Genomic DNA, 22200 nt, shown 5'->3' with positions numbered 1-22200 from the left:
TCCCCCTCACCATTTCGGTCGTAATTCCCACGGTTCAGCTCTCCCTACAATCCACTCCGCTCGTTTACTTTCAATCCCTTTTATAACTCCATCAGCTATCTCTTCATGAGTAAGCCATCTTCCATATGTATCTTCTAAAATAAAACCTAAAATAATTCTATGATAACTACATCGCGTACTCCCTATTTTTTGTGCAGTCATACGTGATGCTTTACTACCTAAAATATGAAATAAACTATATGTTTTAGACGATAAATCTAGTTCTTTACAAATATTTGATAGTGCATGCTTTGCACTTGAGTGTACCCATGCAACAACTAATGTGATTGGGCCATTTTTCTCAACTGTACTTTTAATAGCTAGCTTTACATCTTCATCATTATGATAATCTAACGAAAGGCATGTAATATTTTCTGGTGTAGAACTCATCCGCTTAACATTTTCTAATTTCACTTCATCTCGCCCGATAATAGAAACATGAAACCCTTGCTCACAAAGCCACATAGAAACTCTCTTTAGCATTCCTGTTCCACCAATTACAAGTGCATGCAAATGCTATCCCTCCCTAATAAAATGTCATATGAGGTTTCTCATCTCTATAATAATTTAAACGATCTTGCAGTGTCCCTGAGTGAAACTCAAATTTATGACCGTCAGGATCAACAAAGTATATAGATTCGCAATCTCTGACATCACGTTCTCTTCCTTTTAAAATATGAACATCATTTTCTTCTAATCGCTGTATTAGATATTCAAAGTCTTCTTGTTCAACAGAAAATGCAATGTGCGTATAAGATTGATGAATCTCATTTCTCGGAATATGTGTCTCTTCATTAAGCGCTATCCATACTCCACATATGTTAAAATACGCCAATTTCCTCCCTTTAACTAATAATTCTCCTTCTAATACTTTTTCATAAAACATAATAGAGTTTTCTAAATTAGATACCGAAAAACAAATATGATTGATTCCCCTTAACAACTATAATTCCTCCTTATACAATAAAAGATGAGCGAAGATTCGCTCATCTTTTATTGTACTATTTTTTTGTAATATATGCCCATTTATAACTAAAGTCCCCACCAAACGTATGATTAGCAATACCTTTTACAAATGGCTTCTCTAAATAAGCTGTACTTTGTTGGTACGTAGGAGAAATTGCTGCGTCTTGACCAATTAAGATTTTTTCAGCTTCCGCAAGTGCATTCCAGCGTGCTTTATCATCTTTTAATAGCTCTCCTTTTGATTTCGCTACTAAATCATCATACTTCGGATTAGAATAATCCATTTCATTAAATGAGCTTCCAGTAACAAACATATCAATATAAGTCATTGGATCCGGATAATCAGGGCTCCATGCAGATAATGAGAATTCATATTGGAATTTCTTTTCTAAATCTAGCTTCTGCTTGTATGGTTGCTGTTTCAAATTCACTTTAATACCAGGCAAGTTTTTCTCTAGTTCTTCTTTAATAAAGTCGCCTACTTTTTTACGGCTACCGTTATCATCGTTTAGTAATTCAACCGTAATTGTATCTTGACCAAGCTCTTTCTTCGCTTCTTCCCATAATTTTTTTGCTTTCTCTGCATTATCTTTACTATCACGGAAGTTTTTATTTACAGAGCGGAAGTCTTTTCCATCCGGACCTGTCGTGAATTTTTCAGGTACTAAGAAATATGCTGGCAATGAACCGTCATTTAAAATGACATCAGCAATTCCTTTTTTATCATATGCCAAATCAATTGCTTCACGTACTTTTTGGTTTTTAAATGTTGCATTTTTTTGGTTAAAACGCAAGAAATATATGCGTGGATCTAACTTCGTTTTAAATTCATCTGGTTTATTTTTTTTATATTTATCAACAAATTCAGAAGTTAAAATAACTCGATCTGCTTGATCACTATCATATAAATTTACTCCCGTGCTTGTTTCCTTCACAATACTTACATTAATTTCGTCTAACTTTACAGTATCTTTATCCCAATAATTAGGATTTTTCTTTAACTGATAATTTTGTTCATGTTTCCATTGACTCATTGTAAATGGTCCATTATATAATAATTTATCTGCTTCTAATCCATATTTATCTCCTTGCTCTTTCACATATTTTTCATTTAATGGGAAAAATGTAGGGAATGACGTAAGCTCAAGAAAATAAGGTGCTGGTTGCTCTAATTCTACTACCAACGTTTTATCATCCTTCGCTTTAACCCCCAATTGATCTGATGGTAATTCTCCTTTATTTACTTTCTGTGCATTTTTCACATCAAATAAGATGAATGCATATTCTGCCGCTATTGCTTTATCTAATGTACGTTGCCATGCATATACAAAATCTTGTGCTCGAACTGGATCACCATTTGACCATTTCGCATCACGTAATTCAAATGTATATGTCTTTTTATCTTCACTAATCTTCACATCTTTTGCCATGCCTGGTGTTGGTTTATTATCTTTATCTAGACGATATAAACCTTCCATTGCATTTACAAATACCCGGAAAGATACAGAATCCGTTGATTTAGATGTATCCATTGAAGGAATTTCAGCTGTTTCTAGCAAATTTAAAACTTGTTTATCTGCCATTCCCTTATTCGATTCTTTCTTCGTTGTCGAAGCCTTCTCACCATTCCCACATCCTGCAACCAATACACTCGTCGTTAACGCAAGTGCAGCAATTGTTGTTGTCTTTCTCTTCATTCTTCCTTCCCCCAATCTATATGTATAAGTTAAATCCTATATAATATATTTCATTATACAAAAGATTCTGATTATTTTAAATATTTATTTTAACAAACATAGAAAAAAGCGGTCAGAAATTTCTTTCCAGCCGCTTTTTTGAATAGCATTTACTTGTAATCCATCCTCTATATCAAATGGATTTTGGACCTTAAATATTTCTTCCATCATCTTCAAAAACTCTTCTTCATTTTTAGATTCACCATTAACCGTAAGTGAGTATGGTTCCACTTCACCCAATTTATAATCGACAACAAATTGAATCGCCACTTTTTGCCTTGGCGTTCCGGCGTTATATCCTTGGAATTCTACTAATTCTAACCCTTCCGTTCCACGATAATATATCCAACCTGAATTTTGAAAATAATTTTCGAAAGATTCACCTATTGAAAAGAAAGGATATTCATAAAGCGAGCTGGTACGAACCTTTTGAATAACGTCTCGGTCAGTCGGAAAAAAGAAATGACTAAAAAATATGCTAGCAACTGCTAAAATAGTAACAATTGTCGCTCCCATTTTGCTCGTTCCGCCGCTATCATGGATAAGATAGTTTTCAACTGATTTATCTTTTATTTCTCTTGCTTTTATTCGGTATATACGTCTTTCCGCAAATTGATAGTATAATCCATTTGCAAAAATCCCCATTCCAAACAGAATAAAAATGAGTAATAAAAACGTAAGCGGCACCATATTAATGATTGGCAACGCTACATTAAATCCCATATAATACGAAAATGCATCACACGCTACTAATAACAACATAAATAAAGCAGCTGGTACATAATACTTACGATATCCTAGCCAGCCTATATTGAAAATAGCAGCCCAACCATTCCAGCTCCACCTAGCAATCCGCTTATTCTCAAGCTCCCATTTCCTTTTGTAATATGGATATTGTCTCCCTACATATACTTCTAGTTCTTTATCTATTAACGAGCTACCTTCATCTTGTTCATTATCCAAGTTTCGCTGACAACTTGTACAATTTAACTGTTCCTCCTCGCAAGGTTGCCCACAATTTATACATTTCAAAACAATCCCTCTTCCCATCCATACGTCATTTCAAAATACCTTCGTGTTTTAATAACCACTCTTTCCTCCATAAACCACCAGCATATCCAACAAGCTTTCCACTCTTTCCTATTACACGGTGACATGGAACGATTATTGAAATTGGATTCCGACTATTTGCCCCTCCTATTGCCCGTACAGCTTTTGTATTTCCAACTTTCTCTGCAATATCTAAATATGAAGCACTTACGCCGTACGGAATAGTATAAAGTGCATCCCATACATTTTTTTGAAATGCGGTTCCCTCCGCAGACAGCGGGACCGTAAACTCTTTTCTTTTCCCTTTAAAATATTCATCTAACTCATTTATACATTGTTCTATCATTTCATTTTTATTCTCTTCTTGTCGTTCATCAACAAATATAACAGACGTAATTCCTTCTTGATTTGCTGTAATTTCTAGCAAACCTACTTCGCTTTCATAATAAGCCTGGTACATATGTCATCCTCCAATTCAGTTCATATTAGTCATTGTAACACGAATAAACAAAATTTTTCGTATAAGCGTTTTATTAGGGAAACAAAAAAGAAAATGTTAAAATATAAGAAAATTCAATCAAGGGGGCTATTTGATGAATTCCAAGCTTTTTTCACCTTATACAATTAAGAACGTTACACTAAAAAATCGTATCGTTATGTCGCCTATGTGTATGTATTCATCGGGGAATGAAGATGGCCGCGTTACGAATTTCCATCTCATTCATTATGGAACTCGCGCTGCTGGCCAAGTAGGTTTAGTTATGGTTGAAGCAACTGCGGTTTTAGCTGAAGGACGAATTTCTAACAAAGACTTAGGCATTTGGGATGACAACCTAATTGAAGGCTTACATAAAACGACTACTTTTATACATGATAACGGTGCAAAAGCTGCCATTCAACTCGCTCACGCCGGAAGAAAAGCTGAATTAGATACGAATGCTTTCGCTCCTTCTGCAATTCCTTTTAATGATACGATGAAAATACCCGTAGAAATGAATATACAGCAAATCAAAGAGACTATATTAGCTTTTCAGAGGGCCGCGTTACGTTCAAAACAAGCCGGATTTGATGTTATTGAAATACACGGTGCTCACGGTTATCTTATTAATGAATTTCTTTCTCCGCTTTCCAATAAGCGGACTGATGAATATGGTGGTTCACCTGAAAACCGCTATCGTTTCTTACGCGAAATCATTGACTCGATAAATGAAGTTTGGAACGGACCGTTATTTGTCCGTATTTCAGCAAATGATTATCATCCTGACGGGTTAACAGTTCAAGATTATGTTCAGTATACAAAATGGATGAAAGAACAAGGAGTAGATTTAATTGATTGTAGCTCTGGGGCTGTTGTCCCTGCACGCATCGATGTTTATCCTGGGTATCAAGTACAATATGCTAAACATATTAAAGAGCATGCTAACATTGCAACTGGTGCAGTTGGATTGATTACGACTGGATCTCAAGCAGAGCAAATTTTAAATGATAACGAAGCAGATTTAATTTTCATCGGACGTGAGTTACTTCGCAACCCGTACTTCCCGAGAATAGCAGCCAATGAACTTGGCTTTGAATTGCAAGAACCTCACCAATATAAGCGAGCACCAGGAAAAATTCATACGAATAAATAAAACCGAGAAGTCATTCTTCTCGGTTTTATTTATTCTATCGTTGGAATTTCATTTGAATTATAAGTATGGATACCAGATTCTTCGCGCAGCGCGGTTATATACATCCCTTTCGCCACATCTTTAGCTGAAATTGGTTTATACTTTTTGAAAGCCCCTTTAAAGATAAAAGGAATAATACGAGATAACTTTTCAGCCATTCGTTCGCCGAAACGAAATTCTTGTCGATTTCCTACTAATAATGATGGTCTAAAAATGTGAATACCACCGATCACTAACTTTTGCAATTCTTCTTCCATTCTTCCTTTCACTTGTGAATAAAAGAAAAATGATTTAGGATTCGCTCCCATAGAAGACACAACAAGGAAATTTTGTACCCCTTGTTTTTCAGCTAAACAAGCAGCTCGTAACGTATATTCATAATCTACTTTTTTAAAATTTGCTTTTGTTTTTGCTTTTTTTATTGTTGTTCCTAAGCAACTAAAAACATCATCCACAGCAAAGAACTCTTTATATTCCTCTAATACCGAAAAATCAACTTGTTTCTGCTGTAACTTTTCATGTTGCCATTGCATTGGCTCTCTTACAAAAATAGTAACCGAATCATAGTAATCTGATTCAAGTAATAGACGCGTTATCTCTTGTCCAACTAAACCACTTGCACCAAGTATTAACGCTGTTCGCTTATTCATATATGCATATACCTCTTATTTTACTTTTCTCTCCTTCAGTAAAATACAACCTTCAGGAGTTTCCTGCTCTTATTTTACCACAAGTAAAACACTATGCGTACGCATAGTGTTTTACTCACTCTTTTTTCTCATCTCTCTCTTGTAATTTCGTTATTGTTGTAGCGTCCCCTAAATTACTTATTAATCTTCTTAAAAAAATTAATACAAAAGATAATGGCAATACTACCGCTAATATTAATAAAATAGCTTCCATTAAGTAACCCAAGCGCTCATCCCCCTCTTTAACCTCCTTTTCAATATATGAAAACAGCGTTGTCACATATGCATGCATTTGCAAAAATAATACACTTATATTTGACAACTTTATAACAAAAACAAATCGGAATGATTATTATTTATTGCAACTTTATTAAAGATGTATTATACTAAGTTCGCAAACTAAAACGTAATTATTCCGTTTTGTATTAAAATGATATTTTTCTTCTATAATTGGGGAAAATATATCCGTAAAAAAGAAAAGAGGAGAACTTCATGCCTAAAAGATTGACTATATTTTCATTCTTACTTATTTTTACCTTAATTTTCGCTGGCTGCTCAAATAAAAAAGAAAGTAATGCCAAGAAAGATGGAAAGCTAACAGTTTATACAACGATTTTCCCACTCGCTGATTTTGCAAAGAAAATCGGTGGCGACTATGTAAATGTTGAAGCAATTTACCCACCTGGTGCAGATTCACATACATTTGAACCAAGTCAAAAACAAACAGTACAAGTTGCAAAAGCTAATTTATTCGTTTATAACGGCGCTGAATTAGAACCATTTGCTGAAAAAATGGAAAAAACATTACAAAAAGAAAATGTTAAAATTGTAAATGCATCTAAAGGTATTGAGCTTCGTGCTTCTACTGAAGAAGAGCATCATGATCATGGAGATGGCCATAAAGAAGATGAACATCATCACGATAAAGACCCGCATGTTTGGTTAGATCCTACTCTAGCAATGAAACAGGCGGAAAAAATTAAAAATGCACTTGTAGAATTACAACCTGAACATAAACAAGAATTCGAAAAAAACTTCGCAGCACTTCAAACTAAATTTACTGATTTAGACGATCAATTTAAGGCAGCTGTAGCGAACGCAAAAACGAAAGAAATTTTAGTTTCTCATGCTGCCTATGGTTACTGGGAACAACGATACGGCCTAAAACAAATTCCTATCGCTGGAATTTCAGCTTCTGATGAACCATCTCAAAAGCAGCTTGCTGACATTACAAAAACAGTAAAAGAACATAGTCTAAAATATATTTTATTCGAAACGTTCTCTACTCCAAAAGTAGCATCCGTAATTCAAAAAGAAACTGGTACAAAAGTTTTACGCTTAAATCACTTAGCTACTATTTCTGAAGATGATGCGAAAAATAATAAAGATTACTTCACTTTAATGGAAGAAAACGTAAACACATTGAAAGAAGCAATAAACTAATCCATTATATTTTCTAGGCAGCTGAATCTGGTATTCAGCTGCCTTTTTATGTATTTATCCTTGACTTGACCAAAATAACAAGTAAAATTATCCATATTAGCTTTAAAGCTATATTAATTTAGAAGGTGAGTTGGAATTATGAATCTTCACATTTGTGAAGTAACAGCAAAAAATTGGCGTTCAGTAGTTGCTTTAAACGTCACAAAAGATCAGCAACAATTTATTGAAAGTAACGCGTTTTCTTTAGCAGAATCATTATATGAAGGAAACGGAACGTCAGTAGGTTTATATGATGGAGAAACACTTGTAGGATACGCAATGTATGGATGGTATTCAGAAAAACATAAAAGCGTATGGCTCGATCGCTTTATGATTGACCAACAATATCAAGGAAAAGGATACGCAAAACGTTTCCTTCGCTTACTCATTCAATTCTTACAAGAAAAATTCGAATGTAAAATAATTTACTTAAGTTTACATCCAGACAACAAACTTGCAATGGGACTATATGAATCATTTGGTTTCCGCTTAAATGGTGATATTGATGATGAAGGTCCAGTTGTAGGTGTTGTAATGGAGTTACTAATAGACGAAAACATAAGCCTGTGAAAGCAGGCTTTTTATTATACATTTATCCCGCTATTTGCGGACAGTAAGACCCTCATCTCAAAATTCAGCGGAAGCAAAGAAGTTAGGCGGGGGGCCCTGTTGCCCGTAAAAGCCCGATTGGTGAGGGCTGATAATCAGTGGGGGATGAACAACCCCCCCCACTGATTAAAGTTTCACTTTATCAATTTTTAGTTTCTTTTCCTTATTTAATTCTGTTTTGCATTCTAATAGAATGCTCATAAAAAATAAGCCTGCAATTTACGCAGACTTATTTCACACACTCCTGAAAATGTTCTTGGAACCACTCTTTATTAATATCTCTTCCGATAAAAACTACTTCACTTACTCGCTCTTCGCCCTCTTGCCACTCTCTATCGTACGAAGCGGCAAATAACGTATGTACACCTTGGAAAACGATACGTTTATCTACTCCGTCTATCGATAAAATTCCTTTGTAACGATATAAATATTCCCCTAGCTCTTGAACGACAGCTGACATCCACTCATTAAGCTTTTGTAAATCTAGCGGACGTTCTTCACGTAATACAAATGATTTCACACCTTCTAAGTGGTTATGTTCTTTATGAGGGTAAATTTGCAACGTATCTTTCGTTTTAAACGTTTGAATTTGTAATAAAGATGGTATATCTACCTCACAGTTAGTCGCCTCGATTAACTTTGCAGTCGGATTAATTCCTTGAATTTCATGCAAGAGATTTTCTTTCTCACTCTCTTCAATTAAGTCTAATTTATTTACTAAAACGACATCAGCAAACGCAATTTGCTCTTTTGCTTCTAATCCTTTTTCAAAATGTTTATGTATATGATAACTATCTACCACCGTTACAACACCATTAATTTGGTATGCAGATTGAATGACTGGATCTAAAAAGAATGTTTGAATAATCGGCCCTGGATTTGCAAGGCCAGTCGTTTCAATTACTAAACCATCAAAATCCATTTTCCCTTCTGCTTTTACGTCCAGTAACTGTTTTAAAGCAACAAGTAAATCTTCACGTACAGTACAACATAGACAACCGTTTGTCATTTCCATAATTTCTTCTTCCACATTCATAATCAACTGATTATCAATGCCAATTTGTCCTATTTCATTTACAATCACCGCTAATTTCTTACCGTGATTTTCTGATAAAATACGATTTAATAAAGTCGTTTTCCCTGATCCAAGAAAACCAGTTAATATTGTTACTGGAATCATTCCTTACATCTCCTTATAGCTATATGTTTCTACATTATAGCATATAGAGAAAATCATTTTTTTAGCAAAACATATTTATTGTATGTACGCCCTCCAAACTATATAATAATACGTAGTAAGAAAGCCTTTTCAAAATAATAATCATTCATCAAGGGGGTACTTATAATGGAACGAGTTCAAATGAATGAAACGCTAGAATTCTCTCGTATTATTCAAGGATTTTGGCGTTTAGCAGAATGGAATATGACGAAACAAGAATTACTTTCTTTCATTGAAGATTGTATGGATATGGGAATTACTACTTTTGATCACGCTGACATTTACGGCGGATATACGTGTGAAGGGTTGTTTGGAGAAGCTTTACAATTAAAGCCTTCCTTACGAGAAAACATGCAAATTATTACAAAGTGTGGAATCGCTCCCCCATCACCAAAATTTCCAGAGCGATATGTTGCTCACTACAATACTAGTGCAGAGCACATTATTCAAAGTGCAGAAGCATCACTAAAAAATTTACATACAGATTATATTGACGTATTACTTATTCATCGTCCCGACCCTTTTATGGATCCAAATGAAGTGGCAAAAGCATTTTCACAATTAAAACAAGACGGAAAAGTTCGTCACTTCGGTGTATCTAACTTCTTACCTTCACAATTTAATATGTTAAGTTCTTACTTAGATTTCCCGCTTATTACGAACCAAATTGAAGTTTCTGCATTGCAGCTTGAGCACTTTCAAAAAGGGACAATTGATTTATGCCAAGAAAAACGAATCAATCCAATGATTTGGTCACCTCTTGCTGGTGGGGAAATCTTTACTGGTCAATCAGAACGCGCCGTACGTGTACGTGAAACTGTGCAAAAAGTTGCTACTGAGCTCGGTGTTACTAGTATCGATACGGTTATGTATGCTTGGTTACTTGCGCATCCAGCTAACATGATACCAATCGTTGGATCTGGTAAATTAGATCGTGTAAAAACGGCCGCTCTTGCTACAAACGTTAACTTAGATCGTCAACAATGGTTTACAATTTTCGAAAGCTCTAATGGACATCCTGTACCATAATACACAAAAAGAAGAGCTGTTTCTTACAGCTCTTCTTTTTTATATGTATTTCTCGTCATTGCAAATACACACATATCCCTTAATCCATTTCCATCTACTGCAACACTCGCACTTTCTAAAATCCCCTCTAATTTAAAGCCCAATTTCTCAGGTATCGCTCTACTCTTTTTATTTAGAGAATCACAACGAATTTCTACACGGTTTGCTTTCAATTCAGAAAAAGCATAATCCGTTATACCTTTCGCAGCCTCTACCATATAGCCTTTTCCGCCAAACCTTGTATCAATCCAATATCCGATTTCAAATTGAGGTATATCCCAATTAATGCGATGTAATCCGGCAGAAGCAATAAATTCACCTGTTTCTTTCGAAAATACTAGTAATCTTAAATCCTCACGTTGCAAAAATTGAATATGCGATTTTCTAATACTCTCTTCTATTTCTTCCTCTGTTTGCTCTTTTTGTGCAAAAGCCATCCAAGGTTTTAGTTCTTGTATTGAAGCTTGAATTGCATCATATACAACTTTACCATCTCCTGGTTTCGACATTCGAATAAAAAGCCTGTCAGTATAAAATTCAGAAGGAAAATCGAATAATAACGGATTCACTGTAAACACTCCCTATAATTCTTTTATATATAATAATATCCATCTCAAGTTATACAGTAAAGAATTTTCTGAATTAAATACATTTTACTCATTCACTTCCATCGCTACACGAATTCCAGATTCAATCGCACCTTGAATCCATCCGTGATATAGCGTTGTATGATCTCCAGCGAAGAATATTCTCCCCTCTGGTTTGACAATCGCTGGTTGTAGCTCAGATTCTTGACCTGCTTGAAAAAGCGCAAATCCTCCAAGCGCATACGGATCCAATGTCCAGCTTTTTGATATTCCAGATATGAACTCATCATACACTTGACCATCTAATATTGTTGCTAAGTTGTGTAAGGCGTAATAAATACGATCGCCTTTTGATAAACCATCCCATAACAATGCATCGTAAGACCATGTATAGCTACCTAACATCATAGCAGGTCCTTTTTCTCCAATTCCATGACTTGGATAATAGGCATAACGAATTGGCAAATCTGTTATAATTCTGCCACCTAATTGCCCTTGTTCTTCCCAAAATCTGCTTTTAAATTGAATTCCTATTTTCGTCGCAGGCATGTAATGCAATTCACGAATTGCTTTCCATTTTTCATGAGATATAGAATCAAACGGATCTACTTCTACAAAACGCATTGTCGAAAACGGGATAGTAACAATAACTAAATCTCCTGTAATACTACTATATTCAAAAGTTTCCTCGTTCCGATAGAAAGCTGTCACACCATTATCGTGTTGATGTAACTTCATTAATTTTTGATTATATATAATATTTTCTTCTAATTGCGGTAAAAATGACTTTGGTAATCTATCATTCCCGCCCATAATTTCACAAAATCCGCTCTCCTCTTGCATAATGTATAGAAATCGTAAAGTCTCTACAAACGACCGTTCTAAAAAACCTTCTAAATCTAATAGAACACCGATCATCTCAATTGTTACTGGCGAAAAGTAAGTATTATACTGATAAGGGTGATACTTTAAAAATTGTCCTGTGGAATATCTCCCAAAATCCTTCACTACAACATCCCAATTTTCCTCTGGATTTCTTTTAATAAAATTTATTATCGGCTGTACTGCTAATAACAATAGTTCTTCAGACGTTTTTCCCACTTCGTTCATTTCCACAGGATACCTTAAAATACTCGGATCCTTTTCATATTGTTTCAACGTCGTTTTCCGTCCATTTACATAGATAATATCCGTCTCATTCCTATTAATAAAAGGGCTCACCTGTAGCCCAAATTTTCTTATATATGCCATCGTTAATCTATGCGTATACGGAATTCTCATTGCTCCAACATCTAAATATAATCCGGTATCTTCCATTCTAACTGTCTCTATACGGCCACCTACCCGGTTGTTTGCTTCAAAAATTTTCACATCATGTCCTGCAGCCTTTAATAAAGATGCTGAAACTAATCCAGCCATACCAGCTCCCACTACAATAATTTGTTTTGGATTTATCGTCTTCTTCAATCCTTTATCTATAACTTTTAACGCTTCATCCATTTCAGTGTTATACATTATATCTTTCTGCACAATTCCACCCCTTATTTCATCAAATGGACGTTAGTGGTTTAGTGCATTTTATTCATAGATCCCCATAAACATAACACCATTGCAATTTGAATATTCACTAAAAATACATAAGAGACAGATTTCATATTTCTTTATGCTTCGTATAATATAGCAACTGCAAAGAAGGAGTGGTTAAAAATGAAACATACTTATGACTACCATGCTACAAAAAAACATTTAGAATTAAAGAAACAAAACTTATGTAAAAAACTTAGCAATATGACACTATCTGAAAAAGAACGTGAACAGCTAAAACGTGAAATTGACAACTATGAATATATTTTAAATCTAGTCGAAATGAATCATTATGAACGCGGATTTTCTCGTTAAAAACGGAAATAAGATTATCCGCTTTTCATTTTGAGCATTTCGCTACGCATTTTTCATAAGTAAATATATAATAGGATGTACATTAAGATTGAGAGGTATATTCTATGATCAAGTTAAGTGTATTAGACCAATCACCTATTTCAGATGGTAGCACAGCAGCCCAAGCTTTTTCACATACAGTTACGCTTGCACAAGAAGTTGAAAAACTCGGATTCACACGTTTTTGGGTATCCGAACATCATAATTCCGTAAGCTTAGCTGGTTCAAGTCCAGAAATACTTATTTCTCATATTGCCACGAAAACGGACCATATTAGAGTAGGTTCAGGTGGTGTTATGTTACCGCATTATAGCCCATATAAAGTTGCTGAGAATTTCCGGGTTTTAGAAGCACTGTATCCAAATCGTATCGATCTCGGTGTTGGTAGAGCCCCTGGTGGTATGCCAATAGCAACTCGCGCACTTCAAGAAGGGAAAATGGTCTCACTTGATCAATATCCAGAACAAATTGCAGACGTTGCAATGTACATACATGATCAAGTACCAGAAAACCATCATTATGCAAACTTAAAAGCCACTCCAGTTATCCCAACATCTCCTGAAATGTGGATGCTCGGTTCTAGTGGAGAGAGCGCTAAAATTGCTGCAAACAACGGAGCTTCTTTCGCATTTGCACAATTTATTAATGGCTTTGGAGGCCCTGAAGTTATGAGGGCTTACCAAGAACAATATCAGCCTTCATTTTTAGGAGATAAACCAAAGTCAATCGTTGCTATTTTTGTTATTTGCGGAGAAACAAATGAAGAAGCAGAAAAAATTGCTTCTAGTTTAGATTTATCAATCTTATTATTAGAGCAAGGAAAACGAACTACTGGTACACCTTCTATTGAAACTGCTCAAAATTATTCATACAGCGCTTATGATTTATTCCGTATAAAAGAAAATCGTCAACGTATGATTGTTGGTGATCCGTCTTCTGTAAAAGAAAAAATAATAAACTTAAGCAAAGCATACAATACTGACGAATTTATGATTGTCACGATTACTCATCAATTCGAACATAAATTAAAGTCTTATCGCTTACTAGCAAATGCTTTTAATTTATAATTCTAAAAAGAGATGCATCACATATGATGCATCTCTTTTTCTTACTACTTATTGTTTTCATTTCCTATATATTCAATAGCTTCTTTTAATAGCTCATCAAAGTTAATAGGATAATTATGATCTAAGTCAGGCACAACTTTATACTTATGTTCTATATTCTTATCTCTTAATAGTTGTACAAATTGCTGCACGGATTCGAAACAATCTTCATCTTGATCCCCGCATACTATATATCCTTTTATCTGTTTATCCTGCAGCACACTCAACAACTCATCCCATTCTTCAATCTTGGGAAGCCAGGGTGCCATAAAAACAAAACCATCTACATCTATATCTTTTTGTAAAATCGTATATAAAGCTACTCTTGCCCCTGTAGAAAAACCACCAATTATTACATTTTCTACTGTATGATTTTCTATAAACTTATTGTAATGCTCTTTTAATTCCCCTTTCCCTCTCTCTAGATCATCCCAAACAAATCCATCTGAAAACTGAATTTGTGAAGACTGTGGTAAAGCTAACGTGTAATCTTGTGTCAAAACTGATTTCCAATATGGCTCTACTATTTGAATATTTTCTTGATCACCATGTAATGTAAGTAGTAGATTTCCCTCTTTCTTGCTGTATATATATTTCACGTCTGGTCTTTCCGTTTTATATGCTAATTCTTCTCTTTCTTTACATAATTGAACCATTGTATGAAATTCTTCAAATTTATGTAGTGATTTTAAATCATCGTCCGAAATTAAATACTCATTTCCATACCAGAATCCCTTTTCTATAATGGCCTCTCTCATTAAATGTAATGCTTCTTTTTCAAGTCCCGATGCACCTGCGAGCGCATACTTAAAATTATATATTTGCGCCTCATTCCCTATTACACCTGTAGCATTTTCCATTATATAATTGTACGCTTCAAAACTTCCTTTATTTGCATAACAACGTAGCGTTTCATTTAATAATTGAATGTAAGTCATACTATTTTTCATGTACCAATTCCCCCGAAACCTTTTATAATATTTTTTTGCGAATCTTTATACCACTTTGTATAACCCACGCTAACAATATCTTATTCTCAGAATGATGCTTAATAGTTACTCTTCCCTGTCCAATGCATTTAGTATAAATAAAAATAGACTGAAAAATCAATATTTTAACAAACAAAAAAAGACAACAATATATGTATTGTTGTTTTCATTACATCTACCCGCTCTTTTGTTTTTTTCTATCTGGTTTACTTGAAACTAAATAATGTTTTTCTGAAATATATAAGTCTCTTTTTAAGCTACGATTTAAGTAAGGTCCTAGTTTCATTCCGCATATGAGGCGATCTTCGCTACCTTCAACAATTGGGAACATTTCTTTTTCTGTTACGTATTGATCTACTGCTTTTTGTACGACATCAATTTCTTTCACTAGGTTTAAATTTTCTGCTGTATGTTCAAATACCTCAAGCGTTTCCTTCGTTATGAGAAAATCATTTGTTGGAAATGCAGGTAAATACGGTTTTAACAAATCATAATTCACTGTATAATCGTCATTTACTAATACTGTATAAACAATATTAGCATTCGTTTCTAAAAACTGAGCCATCGCTTGTTCTAATTCATCTTTCGTAATTTCCCGCTCTTCTTTTCCAGTTCTGAAAAAGCGAAACATCGCATCGCCTCCTTTTTACTATATTATAGCATAAAAGAAAACTGAAAAATCATAAAAAAACCCATTGAAATAATTTTTCAATGGGTTTCTATATATTTATCGTTATTTTAAGAATGCACTTAGCATCCATACATGTTGTTCTAATGTTGTATGAATTGCTAACAACATGTCAGCTGATGTTTCATCGCCAGCTTCGCCCGCAACTTCCATACCTTCTTTTAATTCTTGAATAAGTGCAGAATAATCATTCACTAATGTTTGCACCATTTCTTCTGCAGATTCTTTGCTTGTCCCTTCGCTGACACTAGATGTTGCGAGATATTCTTTCATTGTCGCTAATGGTTTACCTTCTAAAGCTAAAATACGTTCTGCTAACTCATCAATATACGTTCCAGCTTCATTATAAAACTCTTCAAATTTCTCATGTAATGTAAAGAAGTGTGGCCCTGTCACATACCAGTGATAATTATGTAGTTTCACATATAACACATTCCAGTTTGCTACCTGCTTGTTTAATACTTCAACAACATTTGTTTTCGTACTCATACAACCCACTCCTCTTATCATTTTGTAATGTTTATCTTTTAATAACCTAATTACATTTTACCATACATTTCCTTTCCTTTCGAACAATCGGCTTATATGTAACAAAGTTTTAACACCTTTAATACTTCCCTAATATCATTTAATTCATGTATTTTTTCAAACACTTCATACGTCTAATTGTCCAAGCTCATACATATGCATAATAGTACATCAAGCTCATCATAGTAGAAAGAGGGATAACATGGACAATCAACAATGGCAAGTAGCAAAGAAAGTAGCTGCTACTTATATCGGAACTGTCGTTGGAGCTGGATTTGCTACTGGACGAGAAATTGTTGAATTTTTCACAGTGAATGGATTATACGGGACAATTGGCATATGTGTAAGTGGATTTTTTTTTATTTGGCTCGGCACAAAGATGATGTTACTTTCATCGCAAATTGGGGCATTTTCAGCGCAAGAATTTAACAAATATTTATTTGGGGATGTATTTGGGAATGTTGTAAACACATTATTATTACTCGTTTTATTCGGCGTAACGAGCGTTATGTTATCAGGGGCTGGTGCAGTATTTGAAGAGCAACTTCGCTTACCAAGACAACTCGGTATTCTCATTACAGTTATCGCTTGTCTCATTATAAGTAGCCGCGGATTACAAGGTGTTTTTGAAGTAAATACACTTGTCGTACCTATTATGATGATTTTTATTATCGGACTTGCTATTACAACCTTTTTTCACGGTACACCTTCCATTAATAACACTATTCCTGCAGAGAGTTGGAATATGAAATGGATTACTAGCCCTATTACATATGTCGCCTTAAATCTTTCTCTCGCCCAAAGTGTTCTCGTCCCATTAGCCAGTGAAGTTAAGGATCGAAAAGCCATTTTTTGGGGTGGGATTTTAGGGGGTGCTGGACTTTCTTTAATTTTATTATGCAGCCATTTAGCAATCTTATCAGTCGATCAATTTTATCAATATAACATCCCAATGGCTGAAGTCATAAGAAGATTTAATGCAACTTTTCACTTCTTCTTCGTTCTCATTATTTTCGGTGAAGTTTTCACAACTTTAGTTGGTAATGTGTTCGGAATGACAAAACAGATGCAATCTATTACTGGGTGGAAAAATAACAATATTATTTTCTTTATTTTACTAATTAGTTATTGCTTTAGTTACATCGGTTACAGTGACTTACTTCACATTCTATATCCTATCATCGGATGGGTAAGTATTGTTATACTTCCAATCATTGCATTTAAACAACTTCAAAAAACATAAAAAAGCATCCATGTTATTGGATGCTTTTTTATGTTCATTCACAATCATCACATACTTCCCAGTACGGCCCCATTTCTAATGCTAAATACGGCTTTAATTGCAACCGAATCATTCGACTAGGCATGCGTTCTAAAACAAATTGAATACCCTCTTCCTCTTCGTCTAATTCAACTTTTGAAATCGCAATTCTTTGCATAGTCGTAATGGGAATTCCATCTTTATATAAAGTGATTTTCACCTCATCGTATTCATTAAAATACAATTCGACACTCATTTGATTTTTCAGAATTTCATCAACAATTTTATATGTATCATTTTGTTCTTGGATTATATATTTCCATCCGCCTCTATCTTCTTTCGGAGCTGTTTGAAATAATGTCTCCAAATCCTCGTATAGCATAAGATAACCCCTCTCTTACTAAAAACGATGAGTATTTTATATACCCTTTATCTCTATCACTATCCATAGCTATTGTACCATATATCACCGTTCTTACCGTATTCATTTGCTTCATACATACTTATAAAATAACTAATTCTATCTCCATTATTATGTATATTACCTCATTACTCCATACCCTCTTACAAGTTCAAATAACATCAGACTTTAATCAATGCAAATATTGTCTACAGTCTGCTTTTATTAGCTCACAGCATTCACACTTTTACATATAGTAAGACTAACACAAATAAAAAAGGAGAGTGACTTATACCACTCCCCTTAAAAGAACTTCCCTATAGCTGCTAAAACTAATACGATTATTAACATTGCGAATAATAATGAGACAATGAAACTAAAAATAGGTAACGCTTTCTTTTCATTCTTCTTAAATAGTAACTTTAAACTAAGAAAAATATTTACTGGTACAAGTATAAAATAAAAATATTTAACAATTTGCACCGAGCTATTCGAAAGTGTTTTTAATATAAACACTTCAATTAGAAAAACAATAAAAAATGAAATACTTAGCCAAAATGAAACGTAACTAAGCCAAGAATGTCTTTTTGTCCCCCAGTACACTCCCATAATACTCTCCTTTTATTTGTATTCTATAGGTTAACAATTATACACAAAGCTAACAAATACCTCTATTTTTCGACAAATATTATGCAAAATACCATTTTAAACGTCATAAGAGGACTCTACATCCCACATTTAAATTTACATAATAAAACAGACTATCCCAATACATACTGCTATTTTAGGGACAGCCTGTTCTCTGTTAAACTTTAAATCTATCAATTAGTCCTTGTAACTCTTCAGCCATTTGAGATAACGTGCCCGCTGCGGATCCAATTTCCTCCATCGAAGCTAGCTGTTCTTCAGCTGAAGCCGCAACATTTTGTGTGCTTGTTGCATTATTTTGTGCTGTCATTGCAATTTGTCCTACCGAAATAGATACTTCATTTGCCCCTTTTGACATTCCATTAGCCGTTTCAACCATCGTCTTAATTTGATTAGCTATTTCATTTGTAGATTGTAAAATTTCAGCAAAGTTTTGCTTCGTTTCATTTGCGATAACAAGTCCAGATTGAACTTCCTCATTTACATGATTCATAGATTTGACTGTCTTACCCATATCATCTTGTATTTCACATATTAATTTACTAATTTCACTAGAAGATACGCTAGACTGCTCTGCCAATTTACGCACTTCATCTGCAACAATCGCGAAACCTCTTCCATGCTCACCGGCTCTTGCAGCTTCAATCGCCGCATTTAGAGCTAGAAGGTTTGTTTGATCTGCAATATTTTGAATTACTTCTAAAATATCACCAATTTGTTTTGATTTATTATTTAGTAATTGTATAACTGCATCTGATTGTGACACAGATTCTGCAATAGACTGCATCTGGTTTACTGTTCTTCCTACTAGTTTCCCACCATCTTCTGCTTTTTCACGAGTATGTGCAGAAGCCGTATTAATAGATGATGAACTATTTGCTACATGCTGAATTCCTTCCGTTACATCAAACAGTAACATAGCGCCATTTTCTACGCTTGTTGTTTGCGTCGTTGCCCCACTTGATATTTCATCCATTGCGATTGTGATTTGCTCAGTCGCTTCACTTGCTTGCCTTACACTTGCAGTTAGCTCTTCTGATGCCGCTGCAACATGCCCAGCTGAATCGTTAATTCTTCCGATTAACGTCCGTAACGAATTCGTCATCTCATTAAAGCCTTTAGCAAGTTGGCCGATTTCATCATTAGAATGAATTTCAATTGTTTGCGTTAAATCCCCTTCACTTATTTCTTTAGAGGTAACAACTAATCTCTTTAAAGGCTTCGTAATTGAAAGTGTTACAAAATAAATAAGTGCTCCACCTATTACTAATGAGATAAGCATAACAATTAACATATTATAAAATACAGGTTGAGCAGCTTCAATTACTTCACTTGAGTACATAGTCCCACCAATTTTCCAACCTGTTTTTACATTTGTAGCAAATACCATATTCTTTTCACTACCGCCATAAGAATATGAAAAAGCACCGTGATTATCTTCATAAATTTTCTTTGCCCAAGAATCAGCCGCTTTTTCCCCTGACTTTTCTTGTGGATGAGCAATTATTTTTTTCTTTCCATCTAAAATGAAGGCATATCCTTTTTTACCAATATTAATTAACTTTGATGTTTTTAATAAATTATCTAAACTTAAATCTAGCGCAACAACCCCATTTTTATCTTCTGTTTGTTTTGCGATTGTTACGACAATATGTCCATTTCCTTTTGCCTTATATGGCTCAGTAACAACAATACCACCTTGTTTTGCAACTGCATCTTTATACCAAGAACGCTCTGTTGGATCATAGTCTGCTGCCATTTGTATATTTGGTTCTTGTACAAATTTTTTATCATTTCCGGCAACATATACTTGTTCAACATCTTTATTTAAATTTATATATTGAGATAACATTTTTCTTAATTCATCCTGATTATCTCCTTGATACATATTCCCCTGAATCACCCGTGCAAAATTATTCACATCATTAAATTTTGCATCAATCATTTGATTGATTAAATTATCCAGTATTTTTATATTATCGTTGGCACTACTCTTAATTTGTGATTCAAAATTCTTTTTGGCTGTTTGATAAGACATGCCTCCGATAATAGACACAGCCGCAATTAAAATTACAAAGAATGAAATTAATAGCTTTTTTGCTACTTTCATATCACGAAACAAATTTAATAGTTTACCCATTATGAACCTCCTAATTTTCAAATTTAAAAGTTAAATTGAGTTAATTATGAATATTTCCCAATCCCTAATTATTATTTTCATAACCTATTATGATGAATACTTTGTAAAGTTTAAACAATTAATTTCCCTTTGTCTATATATATAAATAATATTATTATAAAATTTACAAATAGAAAAAACCAAAGGGGCACCCTTTGGTTTTTACATTTTTTTATGTTGCTTAGAAAGCTTTTTCCACTTATCACGCTCTGCTCTGGCAAGGATTGCATCTTGTTTCCTCATAAAATACGCTAATTCTCTTTGTAATTTTTTATAGCTTTTCAAACGATCTATCGTAATAAGTCCGTTATCAATTGCACTATACACCGCGCATCCTGGTTCATTCTCATGCTTACAATCACGGAAACGGCATGTTGTCGCAAGTTCTTCAATATCAGAGAATGTTGTTTGAATCGCTTCGCTTCCTTCCCAAAGTTGCAATTCCCTCATGCCAGGCGTATCAATCACGAGAGCGCCACTAGGCAATTGGAATAACTCTCGATGCGTTGTCGTATGCCTCCCCCTACTATCCTCTTCACGTATATCTCCCGTTTTTGCTACATCAATTCCTATTAGCGCATTTAACAAAGTTGACTTTCCTACCCCTGATGACCCAACTAAAGCAATTGTTTTCCCTGAAGAAACAAATTGCTGCAACGATTCAATACCTGTATGCTCTAAACTATCAACAACGAAAATAGGAACACCAATTGCTATAGCTTCCGTTTCTACAATTTTCTGTTCCACATCATTACATATACTACTCTTTGTTAAAACAATAACTGGCATAGCGCCGCTTTCATACGCTAATAATAAATAACGCTCCATCCTTCTAACATTAAAATCATGATTAAGTGCGTTCACTAAAAATAGATAATCTACATTTGCTGCTATTACTTGTTCTTCCGTTCGAGTACCAGCCTCCTGTCTAGAAAAAGAGCTTCTTCTCGGAAAAATACGATGAATGATAGCTTTCTTTTCATTCTCTATTTTTTTTATATACACCCAATCACCAACTGCTGGATAATCGCCTTTCGTTACTGCTTCATGCCGAAACTTCCCAGACAGTTCTGCCATATATTCACCATCGTTACAAATAATGCGATATATATGCTTATGCTCAAGTAAAATACGACCTACTTCAAATTTCTCTACAGCTTGTTCCTCAAAAAAAGAATCCCAGCCATACGATTCTAAAATATTTTGATTCAAATTGATATCCTCCCTAGTTTAATCTAAGTGGAAGGATAGTGCGCTCACTTATATCGTTTCGCCCTTTCCATCCACCTTTGTATTTGGTTTATTATTCATATAAGTTATTTTCGCCATAATACATCACCCCGTTCTT

General features: G+C 34.4%; 24 protein-coding genes. 7 read left to right on the top strand and 17 right to left on the bottom strand.

Going from position 1 to position 22200, the window contains the following annotated elements:
- Positions 1–6 precede the first annotated feature (6 nt).
- The 5 genes from MHI26_RS10205 to MHI26_RS10185 all read right to left on the bottom strand — a co-directional run bounded on the left by MHI26_RS10205 (position 7) and on the right by MHI26_RS10185 (position 4251).
- Entirely contained in the window at positions 7–552 is a 546-nt protein-coding gene (locus tag MHI26_RS10205) for a short-chain dehydrogenase (protein WP_000543155.1), read from the bottom strand.
- Positions 553–565: 13 nt separating this feature from the next.
- Positions 566–982, bottom strand: a complete 417-nt coding sequence (fosB, locus tag MHI26_RS10200; protein ID WP_000943764.1) for a FosBx1 family fosfomycin resistance bacillithiol transferase — start codon at positions 980–982, stop codon at positions 566–568.
- A gap of 58 nt (positions 983–1040) precedes the next feature.
- Positions 1041–2702, bottom strand: coding sequence for a peptide ABC transporter substrate-binding protein (locus MHI26_RS10195; protein WP_061667472.1), 1662 nt, complete (start codon positions 2700–2702; stop codon positions 1041–1043).
- A gap of 84 nt (positions 2703–2786) precedes the next feature.
- A complete protein-coding gene (locus MHI26_RS10190; protein ID WP_080546805.1) occupies positions 2787–3791 on the bottom strand; it encodes a DUF2628 domain-containing protein in 1005 nt (334 codons plus the stop codon).
- Between the two features lie 7 nt (positions 3792–3798).
- Positions 3799–4251, bottom strand: coding sequence for a methylated-DNA--[protein]-cysteine S-methyltransferase (locus tag MHI26_RS10185; RefSeq protein WP_000283913.1), 453 nt, complete (start codon positions 4249–4251; stop codon positions 3799–3801).
- A 133-nt stretch (positions 4252–4384) separates the two neighbouring features.
- On the opposite strand from MHI26_RS10185, the gene namA reads away from it, so the two are divergent.
- The gene (namA, locus tag MHI26_RS10180; protein WP_001086169.1) at positions 4385–5422 is read left to right on the top strand and encodes an NADPH dehydrogenase NamA; all 1038 of its coding nucleotides are present in this window, start codon (positions 4385–4387) and stop codon (positions 5420–5422) included.
- A 29-nt stretch (positions 5423–5451) separates the two neighbouring features.
- On the opposite strand, the gene MHI26_RS10175 is transcribed toward namA, so the two are convergent.
- Both MHI26_RS10175 and MHI26_RS10170 read right to left on the bottom strand, forming a co-directional pair.
- On the bottom strand, positions 5452–6111 hold the full coding sequence (locus MHI26_RS10175; RefSeq protein ID WP_001042739.1) for an oxidoreductase: 660 nt from the start codon (positions 6109–6111) through the stop codon (positions 5452–5454).
- 115 nt (positions 6112–6226) lie between these two features.
- Positions 6227–6376, bottom strand: coding sequence for a hypothetical protein (locus MHI26_RS10170; RefSeq protein ID WP_000540932.1), 150 nt, complete (start codon positions 6374–6376; stop codon positions 6227–6229).
- A gap of 266 nt (positions 6377–6642) precedes the next feature.
- Between MHI26_RS10170 and MHI26_RS10165 the strand changes: the two genes are divergently transcribed.
- Both MHI26_RS10165 and MHI26_RS10160 read left to right on the top strand, forming a co-directional pair.
- Positions 6643–7593 carry a metal ABC transporter substrate-binding protein gene (locus MHI26_RS10165; RefSeq protein ID WP_001126156.1) on the top strand — a complete coding sequence of 317 codons (951 nt, stop codon included), beginning with the start codon at positions 6643–6645 and terminating at the stop codon, positions 7591–7593.
- Between the two features lie 138 nt (positions 7594–7731).
- Positions 7732–8202 carry a GNAT family N-acetyltransferase gene (locus MHI26_RS10160; protein ID WP_001048683.1) on the top strand — a complete coding sequence of 157 codons (471 nt, stop codon included), beginning with the start codon at positions 7732–7734 and terminating at the stop codon, positions 8200–8202.
- Between the two features lie 268 nt (positions 8203–8470).
- Here MHI26_RS10160 and MHI26_RS10155 read toward each other — a convergent pair whose 3' ends face one another.
- On the bottom strand, positions 8471–9421 hold the full coding sequence (locus MHI26_RS10155; protein ID WP_000613427.1) for a CobW family GTP-binding protein: 951 nt from the start codon (positions 9419–9421) through the stop codon (positions 8471–8473).
- Positions 9422–9586: 165 nt separating this feature from the next.
- On the opposite strand from MHI26_RS10155, the gene MHI26_RS10150 reads away from it, so the two are divergent.
- Entirely contained in the window at positions 9587–10489 is a 903-nt protein-coding gene (locus MHI26_RS10150) for an aldo/keto reductase (protein ID WP_061667471.1), read from the top strand.
- 23 nt (positions 10490–10512) lie between these two features.
- Here MHI26_RS10150 and MHI26_RS10145 read toward each other — a convergent pair whose 3' ends face one another.
- Positions 10513–11097, bottom strand: coding sequence for a GNAT family N-acetyltransferase (locus tag MHI26_RS10145; RefSeq protein ID WP_061667470.1), 585 nt, complete (start codon positions 11095–11097; stop codon positions 10513–10515).
- An 84-nt stretch (positions 11098–11181) separates the two neighbouring features.
- Positions 11182–12645, bottom strand: a complete 1464-nt coding sequence (locus tag MHI26_RS10140) for a flavin monoamine oxidase family protein (RefSeq protein WP_061667469.1) — start codon at positions 12643–12645, stop codon at positions 11182–11184.
- A gap of 177 nt (positions 12646–12822) precedes the next feature.
- Here MHI26_RS10140 and MHI26_RS10135 point away from each other — a divergent pair, with 177 nt between their 5' ends.
- Entirely contained in the window at positions 12823–13014 is a 192-nt protein-coding gene (locus tag MHI26_RS10135; protein WP_000683368.1) for a DUF3896 domain-containing protein, read from the top strand.
- Between the two features lie 104 nt (positions 13015–13118).
- Positions 13119–14120 (top strand): LLM class flavin-dependent oxidoreductase, encoded by a 1002-nt coding sequence (locus tag MHI26_RS10130; RefSeq protein WP_000594050.1) that lies wholly within the window; start codon positions 13119–13121, stop codon positions 14118–14120.
- 44 nt (positions 14121–14164) lie between these two features.
- Here MHI26_RS10130 and MHI26_RS10125 read toward each other — a convergent pair whose 3' ends face one another.
- From MHI26_RS10125 to MHI26_RS10115, 3 genes are all read right to left on the bottom strand, one after another.
- Positions 14165–15109, bottom strand: coding sequence for an alpha/beta hydrolase (locus MHI26_RS10125; protein WP_000798309.1), 945 nt, complete (start codon positions 15107–15109; stop codon positions 14165–14167).
- Positions 15110–15323: 214 nt separating this feature from the next.
- Positions 15324–15779 carry a DUF3939 domain-containing protein gene (locus tag MHI26_RS10120; protein ID WP_000488205.1) on the bottom strand — a complete coding sequence of 152 codons (456 nt, stop codon included), beginning with the start codon at positions 15777–15779 and terminating at the stop codon, positions 15324–15326.
- A 102-nt stretch (positions 15780–15881) separates the two neighbouring features.
- Positions 15882–16325, bottom strand: coding sequence for a Dps family protein (locus tag MHI26_RS10115; RefSeq protein ID WP_000105199.1), 444 nt, complete (start codon positions 16323–16325; stop codon positions 15882–15884).
- 241 nt (positions 16326–16566) lie between these two features.
- Between MHI26_RS10115 and MHI26_RS10110 the strand changes: the two genes are divergently transcribed.
- Positions 16567–17607: a YkvI family membrane protein gene (locus tag MHI26_RS10110; protein WP_000370209.1), complete on the top strand. Its 1041-nt coding sequence runs from the start codon at positions 16567–16569 to the stop codon at positions 17605–17607.
- 34 nt (positions 17608–17641) lie between these two features.
- Here MHI26_RS10110 and MHI26_RS10105 read toward each other — a convergent pair whose 3' ends face one another.
- From MHI26_RS10105 to rsgA, 4 genes are all read right to left on the bottom strand, one after another.
- Positions 17642–18007: a DUF3979 family protein gene (locus tag MHI26_RS10105; protein WP_000965065.1), complete on the bottom strand. Its 366-nt coding sequence runs from the start codon at positions 18005–18007 to the stop codon at positions 17642–17644.
- Between the two features lie 321 nt (positions 18008–18328).
- The gene (locus MHI26_RS10100) at positions 18329–18634 is read right to left on the bottom strand and encodes a hypothetical protein (protein ID WP_061667468.1); all 306 of its coding nucleotides are present in this window, start codon (positions 18632–18634) and stop codon (positions 18329–18331) included.
- Between the two features lie 196 nt (positions 18635–18830).
- Positions 18831–20813, bottom strand: coding sequence for a HAMP domain-containing methyl-accepting chemotaxis protein (locus MHI26_RS10095; protein WP_000517285.1), 1983 nt, complete (start codon positions 20811–20813; stop codon positions 18831–18833).
- 201 nt (positions 20814–21014) lie between these two features.
- Entirely contained in the window at positions 21015–22064 is a 1050-nt protein-coding gene (gene rsgA, locus MHI26_RS10090; RefSeq protein WP_061667467.1) for a ribosome small subunit-dependent GTPase A, read from the bottom strand.
- Between the last annotated feature and the right edge of the window lie 136 nt (positions 22065–22200).

It is taken from the genome of Bacillus sp. FSL K6-1218, assembly GCF_038006445.1.
Classification (GTDB): domain Bacteria; phylum Bacillota; class Bacilli; order Bacillales; family Bacillaceae_G; genus Bacillus_A; species Bacillus_A thuringiensis_S.
This window is presented reverse-complemented; position numbering and strand designations above follow the sequence as displayed.

What these genes read in the sequence shown, in the direction of transcription:
- MHI26_RS10150 (WP_061667471.1), top strand. Translation starts at nt 9,587, where the DNA reads ATGGAACGAGTTCAAATGAATGAAACGCTAGAATTCTCTCGTATTATT.
- MHI26_RS10115 (WP_000105199.1), bottom strand. Translation starts at nt 16,325, where the DNA reads ATGAGTACGAAAACAAATGTTGTTGAAGTATTAAACAAGCAGGTAGCA.
- MHI26_RS10100 (WP_061667468.1), bottom strand. Translation starts at nt 18,634, where the DNA reads ATGGGAGTGTACTGGGGGACAAAAAGACATTCTTGGCTTAGTTACGTT.
- MHI26_RS10130 (WP_000594050.1), top strand. Translation starts at nt 13,119, where the DNA reads ATGATCAAGTTAAGTGTATTAGACCAATCACCTATTTCAGATGGTAGC.
- MHI26_RS10095 (WP_000517285.1), bottom strand. Translation starts at nt 20,813, where the DNA reads ATGGGTAAACTATTAAATTTGTTTCGTGATATGAAAGTAGCAAAAAAG.
- namA (WP_001086169.1), top strand. Translation starts at nt 4,385, where the DNA reads ATGAATTCCAAGCTTTTTTCACCTTATACAATTAAGAACGTTACACTA.
- MHI26_RS10125 (WP_000798309.1), bottom strand. Translation starts at nt 15,109, where the DNA reads ATGAAAAATAGTATGACTTACATTCAATTATTAAATGAAACGCTACGT.
- MHI26_RS10105 (WP_000965065.1), bottom strand. Translation starts at nt 18,007, where the DNA reads ATGCTATACGAGGATTTGGAGACATTATTTCAAACAGCTCCGAAAGAA.
- MHI26_RS10165 (WP_001126156.1), top strand. Translation starts at nt 6,643, where the DNA reads ATGCCTAAAAGATTGACTATATTTTCATTCTTACTTATTTTTACCTTA.
- MHI26_RS10195 (WP_061667472.1), bottom strand. Translation starts at nt 2,702, where the DNA reads ATGAAGAGAAAGACAACAACAATTGCTGCACTTGCGTTAACGACGAGT.
- MHI26_RS10135 (WP_000683368.1), top strand. Translation starts at nt 12,823, where the DNA reads ATGAAACATACTTATGACTACCATGCTACAAAAAAACATTTAGAATTA.
- MHI26_RS10175 (WP_001042739.1), bottom strand. Translation starts at nt 6,111, where the DNA reads ATGAATAAGCGAACAGCGTTAATACTTGGTGCAAGTGGTTTAGTTGGA.
- MHI26_RS10110 (WP_000370209.1), top strand. Translation starts at nt 16,567, where the DNA reads ATGGACAATCAACAATGGCAAGTAGCAAAGAAAGTAGCTGCTACTTAT.
- MHI26_RS10155 (WP_000613427.1), bottom strand. Translation starts at nt 9,421, where the DNA reads ATGATTCCAGTAACAATATTAACTGGTTTTCTTGGATCAGGGAAAACG.
- MHI26_RS10120 (WP_000488205.1), bottom strand. Translation starts at nt 15,779, where the DNA reads ATGTTTCGCTTTTTCAGAACTGGAAAAGAAGAGCGGGAAATTACGAAA.
- MHI26_RS10160 (WP_001048683.1), top strand. Translation starts at nt 7,732, where the DNA reads ATGAATCTTCACATTTGTGAAGTAACAGCAAAAAATTGGCGTTCAGTA.
- MHI26_RS10185 (WP_000283913.1), bottom strand. Translation starts at nt 4,251, where the DNA reads ATGTACCAGGCTTATTATGAAAGCGAAGTAGGTTTGCTAGAAATTACA.
- MHI26_RS10190 (WP_080546805.1), bottom strand. Translation starts at nt 3,791, where the DNA reads ATGGGAAGAGGGATTGTTTTGAAATGTATAAATTGTGGGCAACCTTGC.